Source organism: Acidimicrobiia bacterium (assembly GCA_035651955.1).
Lineage (GTDB): Bacteria > Actinomycetota > Acidimicrobiia > IMCC26256 > JAMXLJ01 > JAMXLJ01.
In genome coordinates, this window is sequence record DASRES010000015.1 from 131,685 (window position 1) to 147,691 (window position 16,007).

Genomic DNA, 16,007 nt, shown 5'->3' on the forward strand with positions numbered 1-16,007 from the left:
GTTGGTGTCCCCGCAGTGGGTCCGTCGGGCGGGTCGCCGTCGCCGCTACTGCCTGGTGAACGTCGGGACCGACGACAGTGGCGGTGTGTTCCCGTTGAAGCACCGGAACGGCTTGCCGGGCGAGCCGTACACGGGCACGAACTTCGAGTCGTGCACCTTGAGCAGCGCGCCGCACGACAGCGGGTACTGATTGTCCGTGTGCTGCTTGGTCCAGTTGATCGGACCGATGAGCCCGCCTGCGTCGTAGGCCGTCAGCGTGTTCAGCGAGTCGATGATCTTCTGGCGCGTGAAGTTCGGCCCCGCCATCTTCAGGCCGGTGACGAACTGGTCCGCGTTGACCCACCCGATCTCGGCGTTCTCGGTCAGCTTGTAGCCGCCCTTGTTCATCCACTCGACGTACTGCTTGAGCGCGGGGAACTGCGGCCGCGTCTCGATCGGCGCCTCCTGCACGAGGACGATCGAACCTTCGAAGAACCCGCCGTTCTTGCTCATGAAGTCGGGGTCGTAGCCGTTGGGGAGGTACTGGATCGCCGTCATGCCCTGCTGGCGCATCTCGCGCGCCAGCGTCAGGACGCCGTTGGTGTCCATGCACGTCGTGACGAAGTCGACCTTCGCGTCGAGCATCCGCTTCACGTCGGCGCTCAGGTCGGTCACCCCGAACGACAGGCTCTTGTCGGTGAACACGACCTTCGCGGTCGGGTACATCTCGAAGCTGCGCTGGATGCCGGTGAGGCACTCGGCCGAGTTCGCCACGTTGTAGGCGAGGACGCCGAGGCGCTTCTTGCCGAGCTGCTGCGCGAGCCACGGGAGCGCCGGTCCGCCGCAGTCGAAGCACAGCGCGCCGACGTGGCCGAACAGGTTCGGCGGTCCTTGCCACTCGGGGTTGATGCCCCAGCCGAACGTCGGGATGCCCGCCTTCGCGAGCAGGGGCGCGCCGCTGAACGAGAAGATCGTCGCGACGGGCAGCACGGCGAACGCGTTGTCCTGGTCGATGATCGCCTCGACCTCACGCTGGTTCTGCGTGAGCTGGTCGTCGTGGCGCTTGACGATCACGAGCTTGCGCCCGTAGATCCCGCCCTGGCTGTTGATCATGTCGAAGTAGGCCTGGACGCCGTCGAACGCGGTGCCGTACAGCCCACCGAGCGGGTTCGTCGTCGACGCGACGCCGCTGACGCGGATCTCCGTCGACGTGACGCCGGGTTGGTTCACCGGCGGGAACGTCCCACTGCCCTTGACCGTGCCCGTCGTCCCGGAGGACGACGTCGTCGTGGTGTTCTTCGATGACTTGCCGCTGCTCGAGTTGCCGCACGCGGTCGCTGCGACCGCCAGCACTGCGAGGACCGCGACCCACCGAGCACGCATGCAAGCTCCCCCACTCACCGGTGTCTCCGACTCGGATCGTTGCCGTTCCGTCGTGAGCTGTCGCGCCGCACGTCAGGTTGGTCCTACCCCGTGAAGCCTCTCGCGCGCGAACTTCCCTAACACTAACGTCAGGTTTCTCGGCTGACCAGGGTGCCGCCGGCGGTGCGGACCGTCGTGATCCGGCGGCCGTCCCGGGCGAGGAAATGCGGGCCGGCTCGCACGGGCGCGGATCGTAGGGTGCGAGGCGTGCTGGCGGCTCGCGGCGTCACGCGCATCCTCGGTGGACGGGTCGTGCTCGACGACGTGTCGTGCACGGTGGGCCCGCGCACGCGCCTCGGCGTCGTCGGCCGCAACGGCGCCGGCAAGTCGACGCTGCTGCGGGTGCTCGCCGGGCTCGACGTCCCCGACGCGGGCCGTGTCGAGCGGGCACCCGCGTCCACGACCGTCGGGTACCTCCCGCAGGAGACCGACGCACTCGAGGGCGAGACGCTGCGCGCCTACTTGGCGCGTCGTACGGGCGTGGGACCGGCCGAGGCCGCCCTCGATCGGCTCACCGACGCGCTCGCGCGCGATCCCGGCGTGGTCGACGAGTACACCGCCGCCCTCGAGCTGTTCCTCGCGCTCGGCGGCGACGACTTCGCGGCGCGTGTCGGCGAGGTGTGCGCGGACGTCGGGCTCCCGGCCGAGCGGCTCGACGTCGCGATGCACGACCTGTCGGGCGGTCAGGTCGCCCGAGCCGCGCTGGCCGCGATCCTGCTCTCGCGCGTCGACGTGCTGCTGCTCGACGAGCCGACGAACGATCTCGACTTCGCCGGTCTCGACCGCCTCGAGTCGTACCTCGCCGAGCGCGCCGGAGGGCTCGTCGTCGTCTCGCACGACCGCGCGTTCCTCGACCACGCGGTCGACCGCATGCTCGAGCTCCACGAGGAGACGCACCGCGCGACGGAGACCGCCGGCGGGTGGAGCGAGTACGTCGCGGCCCGCGCGCTCGCTCGGTCGCAGCAGTACGCGGCGTACGGCAAGTACAAGGCGGAGCGCGACGACCTGCTCACACGAGCGCGCCGCCAGCGGCAGTGGTCGGAGACGGGCGTCCGCAAGGTCAAGAAAGGTGCCGAGACCGACAAGCACGTGCGCTACCGCAAGACGCAGCGCAGCGAGAAGCAGGCCGCGAAGGTGCGCGCGACGGAGCGGCGGATCGAGCGGCTCGCGGTGGTCGAGAAGCCGTGGGAGGGGTGGCAGCTGCGCATGGAGCTGTCCGCCGGCGCGCGGAGCGGCGACGTCGTCGCCCGCCTCGACGGCGCGGTCGTCCACCGGGGCGACTTCACGCTCGGTCCGATCGACGTCGAGATCGGCTGGCAGGATCGCGTCGCGCTGCTCGGCCCGAACGGCTCGGGCAAGAGCACCCTGCTGCGCGCGCTGCTCGGCCGCATCCCGCTCGACGCGGGGACGCGCTGGTTCGGGCCCGGCGTGGTCGTCGGCGAGATGGACCAGGCACGGGGCGCGTTCTCGACGACGCGGCCCGTCCTCGAGACGTTCGTCGCCGGCACCTCGATGCGGCTCGACGAGGCGCGCTCGCTGCTCGCCAAGTTCGGGCTCGGCGCGGACGCGGTGCATCGCGAGGGCGCGCGCCTCTCACCGGGAGAGCGGACGCGCGCGGTGCTCGCGTCGTTGACCGCGCGCGGCGTGAACCTGCTCGTGCTCGACGAGCCGACGAACCACCTCGACGTCGAGGCGATCGAGCAGCTCGAGTCGGCGCTCGAGACCTACGACGGCACACTCGTGCTCGTCACCCACGACCGCTGGCTGCTCGACACCGTCGACCTCACCCACGAGATCGTCCTCGGGTAGCCACAATTGTGGTTCGGCGCGCGTAGAGCGCGCTGAACCACAAGAGTCAGCTCGTAGTCGCGGTCTCGCCGTTGGTGCTCATCTCGTGGACGAGCGTCTCGCCCTGGTCGAGCGGGAAGTGGCACGCGACGTAGTGCTTCGGGCGGATCTCCCGGATGATCGGCTCCTCCTGCGCGCACCGCTCCTGCGCCCGGGGGCAACGGGACCGGAACCGGCATCCGCTCGGCGGGTCGAGCGGCGACGGGATCTCCCCGCCGACGACGGGACGCTCCTCGGGACGCAGGTCCGGGTCGGGCACCGGGATCGCGAGCAGCAGCGCGGCCGTGTACGGGTGCGCGGGTGCGGCATAGATCTCGTCGGGCGGGCCGACCTCGCAGATCTTCCCGAGGTACATGACCGCGACGCGGTCACTGACGTTCTTCACGACGGCGAGGTCGTGCGCGATGAACACGAGCGTCAGCCCGTAGCGCGACTTCATGTCCTCGAGCAGGTTGAGGATCTGCGCCTGCACGGACACGTCGAGCGCGGACACCGGCTCGTCGCAGATGATGAGCTTCGGCTCGGTGACGACCGCGCGCGCGATCGAGATGCGCTGGCACTGACCCCCGGAGAACTCGTGCGGGCGCCGGCGGCCGGCGGCGGCGGGGTCGAGCCCGACCGCCTCGAGCACCTCGTCGACCTTCTTGCGACGGCTCTCGTCGTCGCCCATCTTCCAGATCGCGAGGCCCTCGCCGACGATGTCCGCCACGCGGCGACGCGGGTTCAGCGACGAGATCGGGTCCTGGAAGATCATCTGGAGCTGCGGGCGGACGCGTCGCATGCCCTCGCCCTTCAGCTCGGTCAGCTCGGTGCCGTCGAAGCGCACGCTGCCCGAGGTCGGACGGGGCAGCTGCAGGACCGCGCGGCCCGTCGTCGACTTCCCGCACCCGGACTCGCCGACGAGCCCGAGCGTCTCGCCCGGCGCGATGTCGAGACTGACGTCGGACACCGCGTGGACCTTCTTCCCGCCCCCGGCCGGGAACTCGACGACGAGGTGCTCGACACGCAGCAGCGTGTCGTCGGCCGGCCGGAGGTGCGCGGTGCCGCTGCCCGCCATGTCAAGCGCCTCCCGAGCTGGCGGTGTCGACACCGGCCGCCGAGATCGTGTCCGCGGCGGGAACCGTGTCGGCGATCGTGCCGACCGGCACCCGTCCCTCCGCGCGGTTGCGCTCGAGCGCGGCGCGTCCTTCCGGCGTCCCGACCGGGAACCAGCAGCGGTACGCGTGCCCCGGCGCGTCGGCGTCGATGAGCGGCGGCTCCTCGATGCGGCACCGGTCCTGCACGTACGGGCAGCGGGGACTGAACTTGCATCCGGGCGGTGCGTTCACGAGATCGGGCGGACGGCCGTGGATGACGTCGAGGCGGGTGTGGCTGCGGTTCGTGAGCCGCGGGATCGAGCGGACCAGCGCCTCGGTGTAGGGGTGGCGCATCTGGTGGAAGAGCGTCGTGGTCGGCGCCTTCTCGACGATGCGACCGGCGTACATGACCGCGATCTCGTCGGCACGACCCGCGACGACACCGAGGTCGTGCGTGACGAGGATCATCGCCATGAACCGTTCGCGCTGCTGCGCCTGCAGCAGGTCGAGGATCTGCGCCTGCACCGTGACGTCGAGCGCGGTCGTCGGCTCGTCCGCGAACAGCAGCTTCGGGCCGCACGCGATCGCGATGGCGATCATCACGCGCTGGCGCATCCCGCCCGACAGCTGGTGCGGGTACTCGTTGAGTCGCCGTTCCGGCTCCGGGATCCCGACCGACGTCAGCAGCGCGAGCGCGAGCTCGTTCGCGTAGCTGCGCGAGATGTCGAGGTGGTACAGGAGCGGCTCGGTGATCTGACGACGGATCCGCATGACGGGGTTGAGCGACGTCATCGGGTCCTGGAACACCATCGCCATCTGCGTGCCCCACAGGGACCGCATCTCCTCGGGCGACGCGTGACCGATCTCGCGTCCCTCGAAGACGATGCTGCCCTCGCGCACCACACCGCTCTTGGGCAGCAGCCCCATGATCGAGCGGCTGAGCACCGTCTTGCCGGAGCCCGACTCGCCGACCACGCCCAGCGTGCGACCACGCTCGAGCGAGAACGACACGCCGTCGACCGCGCGCACGAGACCTCGATCGGTCTGGAACATGGTGCGGACGTCCGTGACCTCGAGCAGCGCGCCGTCGAGCGGCTCGGTCGGGAACCGCTGGTCCGTGTCGAGGGCGCGCCGCACGCGCCGACGGGGGAGCAACGTCACAGCGAGCTCTCCCGCACGTCGAAGCGGGCGCGGATCACGTCGCCCAGGTAGTTCAGCGCGAGCACCGTCAGGAAGATCACGATCGACGGCGCGAGGACGATGTGCGGCGCGTTCGAGATGCTGTTCTTGCCGCTGACGATCACGTTCCCCCACGACACCGTCTGGGGCTTCACGCTCGCACCGAGGATCGCGAGCCCGCCCTCGGCGACGATGACGACCGCGATGCCGAGCAGCGCGAGCGAGAACATCGCGGGGAGGACGTTCGGCAGGATCTCGCGGAACATGATCCGCCGGTGCCGCGCACCCTGGGCGCGCGCGGCGAGCACGAACTCGCGCTCGGACCACGTCAACGTCGACGCGCGCGCGATGCGGGCGAGGATCGGCGTCGACACGATCGCCAACGCGACCGTCACGTTGACGGTCGTGCGACCGAGGAACGTCACGACGGCGAGGGCCAGGATCAGCTGCGGGAACGCGAGGAAGATGTCGAGCACGGAGCCGATGAAACCGCCGATGCGGCCCTTGAAGTAGCCGGCGATCAACCCGAGCACCCCGCCGAGCACGAAGCCGATCGCGATCGACCCGAACCCGATCACGAGCGACACCCGCCCGCCGTACACGACCCGGGAGAGGACGTCGCGGCCGCTCCCGTCGAGCCCGAACGGATGCGCGAGCGTCGGGCCCTGGTTGAGGTGCGAGCTGTCCGCCCAGTTGATCGGATCCTTCAGCGGCAGGAACGACGCGAGGACCGCGCTGCCGATGACGAGCACCATCCACGCGATCGCGATCCACGCCGCGATCCCGAGGCGCCGGCGGGCGCTCGCGCCTTGCGGGCCGAGCTCGACCGCGAGGCCCTGGAGGAGCGGTTCGCTCGGGGGCAGCCCCTCGCGGTCCTCCTCGGCGGCGAGCCGCTCGGCGGGGCTAGACGGCAACTCGGGCACTGCGAATCCGCGGGTCGAGGACGGTGTAGAGCATGTCGACCAGGAAGTTCAGCACGACGTACGCGACCGCGATGAGCGCGACGTAGCTCTGCAGCGCAGGGTACTGGTCGGCGAAGATCGCCTCGGTGATGCGGGTCCCGACGCCGGGGAGCTGGAAGATGACCTCGATCACCACCGCGCCGCCGATCAGCGCGCCTACGTTCAGGCCGGCGACGGTCAACAGCGTCAGGCTCGACGGGCGCAGCGCGTGGCGGAGTAGGACCCGTCGCGTCGGAATGCCCTTCGACTTCGCGGTGGCGATGTAGTCCTCCTGCAACGTCTGGATCATGTCGCTGCGCAGCAGCCGCATGTAGACCGCGATCTGGCCGACGGCGAGGCTGATCGTCGGCAGGATCATGTATCTCGCGTGCTGCCACAGCCCGGCGCCGATCGGCTCGTAGCCCTGCGTCGGGAGGATCTTCCACGTCGCGCCGACGTAGATCGCGAGTACGAGCGCGAGCACGAAGCTGGGCAGCGCGAGCATCCCGAACGCCGCGGTGTTGGTCACCGCGTCGAGCTTCGTGCCGGCCTTGTACGCGGTCACGACGCCGAGCGGGATCGCGACGAGCAGCGCGAGCACCTGCGCGTACAGCATGAGCTGCAACGAGACCGGCAACGCCTTCTTGAGCACCGTCGTCACCGGCTGGCCGGAGTCGTAGTACCGGCCCAGGTTCCCGTGCAGCAGTCCGCTGAGCCAGTGCCAGTACTGCTGGAAGAACCCCTCGTCGAGCTTCAGGTCGTGGCGCAGCTGCGCCTTCTGCTGTGGCGTGCCGAACGGGATGATCTTCTGGACCGGGTCACCGGGCAGCAGCTTGATCAGGCAGAAGGTCAGGAACGTGACGACGAGCAGCACCACGACCAGCCGCACCAGCTTCGCGGCGATGAGGCGCATGCGCGGCGACTCCTCAGCGGACCGTGCGCCACGAGGCGCACGGTCCATGCCGCCGCTCTCGGCACCTTCGGTGCCCGGTGACGCCGATGGTCACGTTCGCTGCTCGCGCGGGATACCCGGCTCGCGAACGCTCGCCGCTCCCGAGGCCACGCTTCCGCTCGCCTCCCGGCTCGCTCGCTGTCATGAGACCCAGATGCCGAGCAGCTGGTGGTAGCCGGCGATCATCGGGATCGGCTTGTCGGTGCCCGGTGCGCCCGTCGCGTCGGGAAGGTTCGGCCCGCCGAGCCCGTGGACGGTGGTCTTCGTCGCGACGAACCACTGCGTGTACCAGCTCCACAGGTTGTAGGCCTGCTGCGACATGCGCCGGCTGAAGTCCTGATACAGCGCGACGCGCTTCGCGTTGTCGGTCTCGCTGCGGCCCTGGTCGAGGTCCCGGTCGAGCTCGGGATCGCTCACGTGGTTGAAGTTCACCGGCGAGCCGCTGTGGAACCAGACGTACAGGCTGTCACCGTCACCGCCGGGGTAGTTGCGCCACAGGAAGGCGTCGACCTTGCCGCCGATGGCCTGGTTGATGATCGTCGCCTGGTCGACCGGCGCGGGCAGGTTCACCGTGATGCCGACCTGCCGGGCCTCGCGCTGCACCTCCTGCGCGAGCTGCTGCGTCAGCGCGTCGAACGTCGACTGCAGGTTGAATTCGAACTTGCCGCCGTTCGCCGTCTTGCACGCCGCGACGTCCTTCTTGGCCTGCGTCGTGTCGAACTGCGGGAAGCCCGGGTCGGACACGTAGCCCATGCCCTTCGTGTCGAAGACCTGGTTCGCGATGCGGAACAGGTTCTTGTTCACGATGTTGTTCAGCACCTTCCGGTCGACACCTTCGGCGACCGCCTTCCGGCACGACAGGTTGTTGAACGGCGGCCGGTTCACGTTGAGCAGGATGTGACCGAGCTCCTGGCGGCCCTGCGGCTCCATGTCGATGTTGAACTGGTTGCCGAGGCCCTGCAGCGTCGAGAGGTCCGTGCCGTTCGAGTCGTGCATGACGTCGAACTGGCCGCCCTGGAGACCGCGTGTGCGCTGCTGCCCGTCCTCCTGGATCTTGAAGTCGATCTCGTTCAGGTACGGCAGCTGGCGGCCCGAGCTGTCCTTGCGCCAGTAGTCCGTGTTCTTGACGACGTCGACCTCACCGGTGGCCGGGTCGAAGCTCTTGAGCTTGAACGGACCCGTCCCGATCATGTTCGTGTTGCACGTCGCCTGGTTGTTGAGCTGCGCGGGCGCGGCGATGCCGACGCGACCGGTCGCCCAGAGGTAGAGCGGGAACGCGACCCATGGCTTCGACGTCGTGACGACGACGGTCATCGGGTCGGTGGCCTGCACGTTCGAGATGTCCTGGAAGACGAACTGCAGCAGGATGCCCTTGCGCCACGCGTTGATGTTCTGCGCGACCGCGGCGGCGTCGAGCGGCTCGCCGTCCTGGAACTTGATGCCGGGCCGCAGCGTGATCGTCCACTGGTCGTACGTCGGGTTGTGGGTCACCGACTTCGCGAGGTACGGCACCATGTTGCCGCTCGCGTCGGGCTCGACGAGCGTGTCGTAGATCGCCTGGGTGACCATGATCCCGCTGATCGCGAGCTGCGCGCTCGGGATGCAGAACATCGTCGTCTTGCCCTCGAGGGCGTAGACGATCTTGCCGCCCTCCTTCGGCGTGCCCTCGCTCGCGCCGCTCGACGTGCCGCCGTTGTTCGAGCTCTTGCTGCTGCTGCCGCCGCCGCAGGCCGCCGCGACCGTCGCGAATGCGGCGGCGATGGCCAGGAACCGAAGCGTTCGACGCGTCGCGCGAGGCGAGTGCTGCACGTTTCCCCCCGTGTCCCGATCAGTTTCGTCCGTGGACGATCCGTCCGTCCGTGGACGCTCCCGCAAGGCCCTGCCGCCGACTGGTGCGTGGTGCTGGTGGTACTGGTGCGTGCGTGGTGCGTTGCGTGCCTGCCCGCTTGACCGGGCGGTCAGTTGGTGACGGCAAGGTAGGAACCGGGCCGTTTGTTGTCAACCTCTTCTACCCCACGTGGGACGCTCGCGGATGTCGCGAACTCCGGAAAGGGCCGAGGGTGGACGATCGCCTGCACGTGACCGGCTCGTGCGCCATCGCGCTCGACGAGCTCGAGTGGCGCTTCACCGGCGCGGGCGGGCCCGGCGGTCAGCACGCGAACACAGCGAACACGAAGGTCGAGCTGCGCTGGGACGTGGCCAGCTCACGTTCGCTGGGCCCGCGGCAGCGTGAGCGGCTGCTCGCCCGCCTCGGACCCGTCGTGCGCGTCGTCGTGGCGAGCGAACGGTCGCAGGCGCGCAACCGGGCCCTCGCGCTCGACCGCCTGCGCGCCCGTGTCGCCGACGCGCTCCGGGTGCGGCCACCGCGCGTGGCGACACGTCCCACCGCACGCGCGCGTGCCGCGAGGGTCGACGAGAAGCGCCGCCGCGGCGACGTGAAGCGCAACCGCCGGCCGCCGCCGTCACCCGAGGAGTGACGGCGGCGGATGCCTCTGGTCGCGCTCGCTGCGAGGCGGGATACGCGCCTCGCGGACGCTCGCCGCTCCTCTGCCAAGCTGCGGGGCCGTGGGGATGGTGGGCGACGTCGTCAGCGTGGTGGTGGGCGCGCTGCTCGTCGTCGTCGTGCTCGACTCCGCCGTGCGGACGTTCGTGCTGCCGCGTGGCGTCGTCGTCCCGTACACGAGTGCGGTCTTCATCGGGATCCGCCGCGTGTTCAACGTGCTCGCGCGCCAGAGCAAGACGTACGAGGCGCGCGACCACGTCATGGCGATGTACGCGCCCACTGCGCTCCTCGTCCTCCCGGCGACGTGGCTCGTGCTCGTGCTCGGCGGGTTCATGCTCGTGTTCCACGGGCTCGGCGTCACGAGGTGGCGTGAGGCGTTCAGCGAGAGCGGCTCGTCGCTGTTCACGTTGGGGTTCGTCCACCCGCGCGACCTGCCCACGACCGCGCTGGCGTTCTGCGAGGCGGCGCTCGGCCTGTTCCTGCTCGCGCTGCTGATCTCGTACCTGCCGACGATCTACGCCGCGTTCTCGCGTCGCGAGATCCTCGTCGCGCACCTGACGGCGCGCGCCGGCGCGCCGCCCAGCGCGGTCGACCTGATCATCCGCGCGCACCGCATCGAGCGGCTGTACGACCTGGACGACCTGTGGGTGTCGTGGCAGCTCTGGTTCGGCGAGCTCGAGGAGACGCACACGTCGCTCGCGTCGCTGACGTTCTTCCGCTCGCCGAAGCCGGACCGGTCCTGGGTCACCGCGTCCGGTGTCGTGCTCGACGCCGCCGCGCTCGTGAACTCGACGATCGAGGGGCCGTGGCAGCCGATGGCGGCACTGTGCGTGCGGTCCGGCTTCACCGCGCTGCGCTCGATCGCCGACTTCTTCGGGATCGAGTACGACCCCGACCCTGCGCCGAGCGACCCGATCAGCATCGCCCGCGACGAGTTCGACGACGTGTGTCGCCAGCTCGCGGCAGTCGGCGTGCCGCTGAAGGACGACCGCGACCAGGCGTGGCGCGACTTCGCGGGCTGGCGCGTCAACTACGACCGCGTGCTGCTCTCGCTCGCGGGGCTCACGATGGCGCCGTACGCGATGTGGTCGTCCGACCGGTCGATCCTCATCCGTCCGCGCATCGCGCGCGGGCGGCCCGGCGGGTGGATCCGCCGCGCGACGCCCGGCCGCTGACTACCGCGTCGCGCCGTCGTCGAACAACCAGGTCTCGCGCCGGTCGCGCGGCGCGCCGTCGTGGATGAACCACTCCTGGCCGAAGCTGGCGAGGAACGCGTCCTCGGGCAGCTGCAGGAAGAACGAGCTCTCCGCGATCTGGCTCGCGTGGGCGGCCATCGCGGCCCGCTTCTGCGGCGCGTACGCGCGGACGTCGACGACGGTCGTGATGAGGTCGGAGTCCACGCCGACGTCGAACGTGTCGGCCTCGGGGGAGTCCGGCGCGTCGGGGATCTGGTCGGCGCGCTCACGGATCAGCGCGCGGATGTACTCGCGGTCGACGGTCGCCTGGTACACGCGCGGCGTGCGCGCGAGCTCCGCGGCGCGCATCCCGACCCTGTGCACGTTGACGTGATCCGGGTGCCCGTACGTCCCGCGCTCGTCGTAGACCGTGAGCACGTCCGCGTGCTCCTCGTCGAGGATGCGCGCGAGACGCGCGGCCGCCTCGTCGAGCGGCGCGCGCCAGAACGCGCCGGGCGCGTCGTTCGTCGGCGTGCCCATCATCCCGGAGTCGACGTAGCCGAGGAACTCGACGCGCGCGACGCCGAGCGCGTCGGCCGCCCGCATCGTCTCGACCACGCGCCGCTCGGCGAGCGTCTCGCCCGGACGCAGGAACCCGTCGGGGACCTCGCCGTTCTCGCCCTTCGTCGCGACGACGAGCACGACGCGGTGCCCCTCGGCCGCCGCGCGCGCCATCGTCCCGCCGGTGGCGATGCTCTCGTCGTCGGGGTGCGCGTGGAACGTCACCAGCGTCTGCGCCATGCGAGCAGTGTGGCGCGCGACGAGATCAGGATGCAGCCGCGACGTCGTCGACGCCGTTGAACACGCCGCGGTGGATCACGTGCGCGAGCGTGTCGAGCATCGCGTCCCGGGTCACCTTCACCTGGCGGGACAGCACGTAGTAGTTGAACCGCTCGATCATCGCCACGACGGCCAGCGACGCGACCGTCGCCGAGATGCCCTCGGGTCGCGCCGCCCGGATCCGTTCCGCGACGACCCGGGTGAACTCGCCGAGCACGTCGTTGCCGAGCCGGCCGAACTCGCTGCCGCCGATCTCGGCCTCGGTCCACGCCCCGATCACCGCGCCGTAGTGGTCGTAGAGCTCACCGAACCGCTCGAGCCAGGCACGCAGCTCGGCGTAGCCCGAGTCGTCGGGCGCGACGTCGGGCAGCCCCTCGGCGAGCTGCATCATCTGCTCCGCGACGTCGAGCGCGAGCGCGCGGAACAGGTCCTCCTTGTTGGCGAAGTACAGGTAGAACGTCCCGTGCGACGTGTCGGCGAGCTTCACGATGTCGTCGACGCGCGCCGCGTGGTAGCCGCGCTGCGCGAACACGTCCGCGCCCGCGTCGAGCAGCTTGCGCATCGTGCGCTTCCCGCGGGCGCGCAGCTCGCGGTTCTGCGCGGGGCGGCCGGCACGGGCGTCGTCGTGCTCGGACGCCGCGCTCCCGGACGCCGCGCGCCTGGACGGGGCGCGCCGGGATCCCCTGGCCATCGCCGCAGGCTACCAGCGATCTCCGACGCCCATGTCACCTTTCGGGGCGGTCGCGCTACTGTCGCCGGGCCGTCCGCATGTCACAGGGGGATGCAGCGTGCCAGCGACTTCGACGACGACGCCGCGCTTCGAGGACCTGGAGCTGGGCGCGCAGGCGCCGCCGCTCGTGGTCGAGAACCTGACCCGAACGAGCTTCGTCCGCTACGCGGGCGCGTCGGGCGACTTCAACCCGATGCACCACGACGACACGATCGCGACGAAGGCCGGCAACCCGTCGGTGTTCGGCCACGGGATGCTGACCGCGGGGATCCTGGCGCGCGTGCTCAAGGACTGGTTCGGGCCGGAGGCGCTGCTGCGTTACCAGGTGCGGTTCTCGAAGCAGGTGTGGCCCGGTGACACGCTGACGTGCACCGCGACCATCACCGCGTTGCACGACGAGGGCGACCACGGCGTCGCCGACTGCGACCTCACGGTGAAGAACGACAAGGGCGACACCTGCCTCACCGGCACGGCGTCCGCGCGGGTGGAGAAGCGCGGCTGATGCTGCTCGAGGGACGGAGCGCGATCGTCACCGGCTCGGGGCGCGGGATCGGGCGCGAGTTCGCGCTCTGCCTCGCGCGTGAAGGCGCGTCCGTCGTCGTGAACGACGTCGGCGTGAGCCTCGACGGGCGCGGCACGGAGGAGGACCCGGCCGCGCAGGTGTGCAAGGAGATCGAGGGCTTCGGCGGCCGCGCGGTCCCCAACTACGACTCGGTCACCGACTTCGAGGGCGCCGGACGCATCGTGCAGACCGCGCTCGACTCGTTCGGGAAGCTCGACATCCTCGTCAACAACGCCGGCATCGTGCGTGACCGCACGCTCGTGAAGATGACGGAGGAGGACTTCGACGCCGTCGTCAACGTGCACCTGAAGGGCACGTTCAACTGCGCGCGCCATGCGGCACCGGTGATGAGGGATGCCGGCTACGGCCGGATCATCAACATCACGTCGTCGGCCGGCCTGCGCGGGAACTTCGGGCAGACGAACTACGGCGCGGCGAAGGCCGGCATCATGGGGATGACGTTCATCTGGGCCATGGAGCTCGGCCGGCACGGGATCACCGTGAACGCGATGGCACCCGCGGGAGCGACACGGATGACCGCGGGCCTGTACGAGCGCAGCGGCACCGAGCCGCCTCCCGAGCAGGACCCCGCGCTGAACGCGCCGCTCGTGGCATACCTCGCGTCGGAGCAGGCCGGTCACGTGAACGGTCAGGTGCTCGGCCGCAGCGACTACGCGTACACGTTGTTCCAGACGCCGCGGCAGATCGCGTTCATGTGGCGCGACGGCGGCTGGGACACCGAGGGTGTCGCCGCCAACTTCGACACGGTGCTCGGGCAGCACCTGCAGCCCGTCGGCATGGTCATGCCCAAGGGCATGGGCCACGGCGACAGCGGCAAGTAGCCGGCGGGACGCGTCGTCGCACGTGCGCTGGCGGCTCGGCGTCGTCGACGTCACGTTCTGGCCGGCACCGCCTCAGGAGAGCGCGCGTCGCGCGCGGGACCTGGGATTCGAGCATCTCGACGTGCTCGTCGACGTCGACCCGTCGACGCTCGCGTTGCCCGTCGCGTGCCCGACCGCGTTCCCGAAGCCCCGGCCCGGATGGTGCGCGACCCCGGCGCCACGGGCGGGTGACGGGATGTGGGAGCGCACCGTGCGGTGGTTCCGAGCCGCGCCGGGTGCCCTGTTGGAGCCGTGGGCCGGCTCGACCGTGAACTCGGCCGACGCGGCGCGCGAGATGATGCGCGAGGTGCCGGGGCTCCGGCTGCTCGTCGACACCGGCCATGTCGCGGACTGGGGTGGTGACCCGCTCGAGCTGCTCGAGTACGCCGACCACGTCCAGCTGCGCCAGGGCCGACCAGGCGCGACGCAGGTCCACGTGGACGACCCGGCCGGCGTCGTCGACTTCGCCGCGGTGCTGCACCGGCTCGACGACCTCGACTACCAGGGCGCGCTCAGCGTCGAGTACTTCGACCTGCCGGACGAGGGCTGGCCCCTCGACGACCCGGTCGGCTGGGCCGTCGCGCTGGCCGACCACGTGCGCGCGCTTCCCCCCACCTGACGGGCGTGTCAGGCTGGGGCTCGACCGGGAGGACGCCATGACCGACGTGCACGTGCCGGCGCAGGACGACGACTACGACCCGTTCGAAGCCTTCGACCGCGCCCAGGGGGCCGAGGTCGTGAGCGATCCGTACTCCGGGTTCGCGGAGCTGCGCGCGCGGTGCCCGGTGCACGAGGGGAGCGCGGGCGACCTGATGGGCGTCGAGAACGCGATCACGCTGGACATGCTCGACGACGGCCCGACGTACACGGTGTTCACGTACGACGGCGTCGAGCAGGTCTTGCGTGACCACGAGACGTTCTCGTCGCGCGGCTACGAGAAGAGCATGGGTCTCGTCATGGGCCACACCATCCTCGAGATGGACGAGCCCGAGCACGGCCGCTACCGGCGGCTCATCCAGCAGGCGTTCACGCGCAGGGAGATGGAGCGCTGGGAGCACGAGTTCGTGCGACCGACCGTCGACGCGTGCATCGACGCGTTCGCCGATCGTGGGCGCGCCGATCTGGTGAAGGAGCTGACGTTCGGGTTCCCGAACCAGGTCATCGCGCAGGCGATGGCGCTGCCGGAGGCCGACCGGCCCCAGTTCTACCGGTGGGCCGTCGAGATCACGAACATCACCGCGGAGCCCGAGCGCGGGTTCGCGGCGTCGGTCGCGGTCGGCGAGTACATCGGTCGCCTCGTCGCCGAGCGGCGCGACGAGCGCGGGGACGACCTCATCTCGTTGCTCGCGCACGCGGAGCTCGACGGGCAGCGCCTGACCGACGAGGAGATCTTCGCGTTCTGCCGGTTGCTGCTCCCCGCGGGCTCCGAGACGACGTACCGCTCCTCCAGCAACCTGCTGTACGGGCTGCTGACGAACCCCGACCAGCTCGACGCGCTCCGGCGCGACCGCTCGTTGATGCCGCAGGCGATCGAGGAGGGGCTGCGGTGGGAGCCGCCGTTGACCGGGATCGCACGCACCGCGACGCGTGACGCGACCGTCGACGGCGTGACCATCCCGGCGGGCGCGTCCGTCGCGGTGTGCCTGGGTGCGGCGAACCACGACCCCGCGCACTACGACGAGCCCGAGCGCTTCGACATCTTCCGCACGCGCACCAACCACCTCGCGTTCGCCAGCGGTCCGCACATGTGCCTCGGGATGCACCTCGCGCGCATGGAGACCGCGGTCATGCTCGAGCGCGTCCTCGACCGTCTCCCGAACCTGCGCCTCGACCCCGACGCCGACGTCGCGATCATGGGCCTGACGTTCCGCGCGCCCCGCGCGCTCCCTGTCCTGTTCGGCTGACGCAACGCCTCCGCG

Annotated in this window: 15 protein-coding genes; 7 read left to right on the plus strand and 8 right to left on the minus strand. The window is 70.4% G+C overall.

The window, feature by feature from the left end; translation table 11 throughout:
- Positions 1-45: 45 nt before the first annotated feature.
- Positions 46-1,362 (minus strand): ABC transporter substrate-binding protein, encoded by a 1,317-nt coding sequence (locus tag VFC33_04315; GenBank protein ID HZR12454.1) that lies wholly within the window; start codon positions 1,360-1,362, stop codon positions 46-48.
- 246 nt (positions 1,363-1,608) lie between these two features.
- Between VFC33_04315 and VFC33_04320 the strand changes: the two genes are divergently transcribed.
- On the plus strand, positions 1,609-3,210 hold the full coding sequence (locus tag VFC33_04320) for an ABC-F family ATP-binding cassette domain-containing protein (protein HZR12455.1): 1,602 nt from the start codon (positions 1,609-1,611) through the stop codon (positions 3,208-3,210).
- A 46-nt stretch (positions 3,211-3,256) separates the two neighbouring features.
- On the opposite strand, the gene VFC33_04325 is transcribed toward VFC33_04320, so the two are convergent.
- From VFC33_04325 to VFC33_04345, 5 genes are all read right to left on the minus strand, one after another.
- Positions 3,257-4,306 carry an oligopeptide/dipeptide ABC transporter ATP-binding protein gene (locus tag VFC33_04325; protein HZR12456.1) on the minus strand — a complete coding sequence of 350 codons (1,050 nt, stop codon included), beginning with the start codon at positions 4,304-4,306 and terminating at the stop codon, positions 3,257-3,259.
- Between the two features lies 1 nt (position 4,307).
- Positions 4,308-5,378 carry an ABC transporter ATP-binding protein gene (locus VFC33_04330; protein HZR12457.1) on the minus strand — a complete coding sequence of 357 codons (1,071 nt, stop codon included), beginning with the start codon at positions 5,376-5,378 and terminating at the stop codon, positions 4,308-4,310.
- 104 nt (positions 5,379-5,482) lie between these two features.
- Complete coding sequence (locus VFC33_04335; protein HZR12458.1) at positions 5,483-6,427, minus strand: ABC transporter permease; 945 nt, start codon at positions 6,425-6,427, stop codon at positions 5,483-5,485.
- Positions 6,408-7,358, minus strand: coding sequence for an ABC transporter permease (locus tag VFC33_04340; GenBank protein ID HZR12459.1), 951 nt, complete (start codon positions 7,356-7,358; stop codon positions 6,408-6,410). The genes VFC33_04335 and VFC33_04340 overlap by 20 nt, the downstream gene beginning before the upstream one ends.
- A gap of 180 nt (positions 7,359-7,538) precedes the next feature.
- A complete protein-coding gene (locus VFC33_04345) occupies positions 7,539-9,206 on the minus strand; it encodes an ABC transporter substrate-binding protein (protein HZR12460.1) in 1,668 nt (555 codons plus the stop codon).
- 269 nt (positions 9,207-9,475) lie between these two features.
- On the opposite strand from VFC33_04345, the gene arfB reads away from it, so the two are divergent.
- Complete coding sequence (gene arfB / locus VFC33_04350; protein ID HZR12461.1) at positions 9,476-9,874, plus strand: alternative ribosome rescue aminoacyl-tRNA hydrolase ArfB; 399 nt, start codon at positions 9,476-9,478, stop codon at positions 9,872-9,874.
- Between the two features lie 94 nt (positions 9,875-9,968).
- Complete coding sequence (locus tag VFC33_04355; protein HZR12462.1) at positions 9,969-11,075, plus strand: hypothetical protein; 1,107 nt, start codon at positions 9,969-9,971, stop codon at positions 11,073-11,075.
- On the opposite strand, the gene VFC33_04360 is transcribed toward VFC33_04355, so the two are convergent.
- Together VFC33_04360 and VFC33_04365 are read right to left on the minus strand one after the other, a co-directional pair.
- Positions 11,076-11,876 carry a PIG-L family deacetylase gene (locus VFC33_04360; GenBank protein HZR12463.1) on the minus strand — a complete coding sequence of 267 codons (801 nt, stop codon included), beginning with the start codon at positions 11,874-11,876 and terminating at the stop codon, positions 11,076-11,078. It lies immediately after the preceding gene.
- A gap of 25 nt (positions 11,877-11,901) precedes the next feature.
- Entirely contained in the window at positions 11,902-12,606 is a 705-nt protein-coding gene (locus VFC33_04365; protein ID HZR12464.1) for a TetR/AcrR family transcriptional regulator, read from the minus strand.
- A gap of 97 nt (positions 12,607-12,703) precedes the next feature.
- Between VFC33_04365 and VFC33_04370 the strand changes: the two genes are divergently transcribed.
- Genes VFC33_04370 through VFC33_04385 form a run of 4 tightly spaced genes read left to right on the plus strand, consistent with a single transcriptional unit; the run spans position 12,704 to position 15,992 of the window.
- Positions 12,704-13,147 (plus strand): MaoC/PaaZ C-terminal domain-containing protein, encoded by a 444-nt coding sequence (locus VFC33_04370; protein ID HZR12465.1) that lies wholly within the window; start codon positions 12,704-12,706, stop codon positions 13,145-13,147.
- The gene (locus tag VFC33_04375; protein ID HZR12466.1) at positions 13,147-14,049 is read left to right on the plus strand and encodes an SDR family NAD(P)-dependent oxidoreductase; all 903 of its coding nucleotides are present in this window, start codon (positions 13,147-13,149) and stop codon (positions 14,047-14,049) included. Before VFC33_04370 ends, VFC33_04375 begins: the two co-directional genes overlap by 1 nt.
- A 22-nt stretch (positions 14,050-14,071) precedes the next feature.
- Positions 14,072-14,707 carry a TIM barrel protein gene (locus VFC33_04380; protein HZR12467.1) on the plus strand — a complete coding sequence of 212 codons (636 nt, stop codon included), beginning with the start codon at positions 14,072-14,074 and terminating at the stop codon, positions 14,705-14,707.
- A gap of 37 nt (positions 14,708-14,744) precedes the next feature.
- On the plus strand, positions 14,745-15,992 hold the full coding sequence (locus VFC33_04385) for a cytochrome P450 (GenBank protein HZR12468.1): 1,248 nt from the start codon (positions 14,745-14,747) through the stop codon (positions 15,990-15,992).
- The last annotated feature ends 15 nt before the right edge of the window (positions 15,993-16,007 follow it).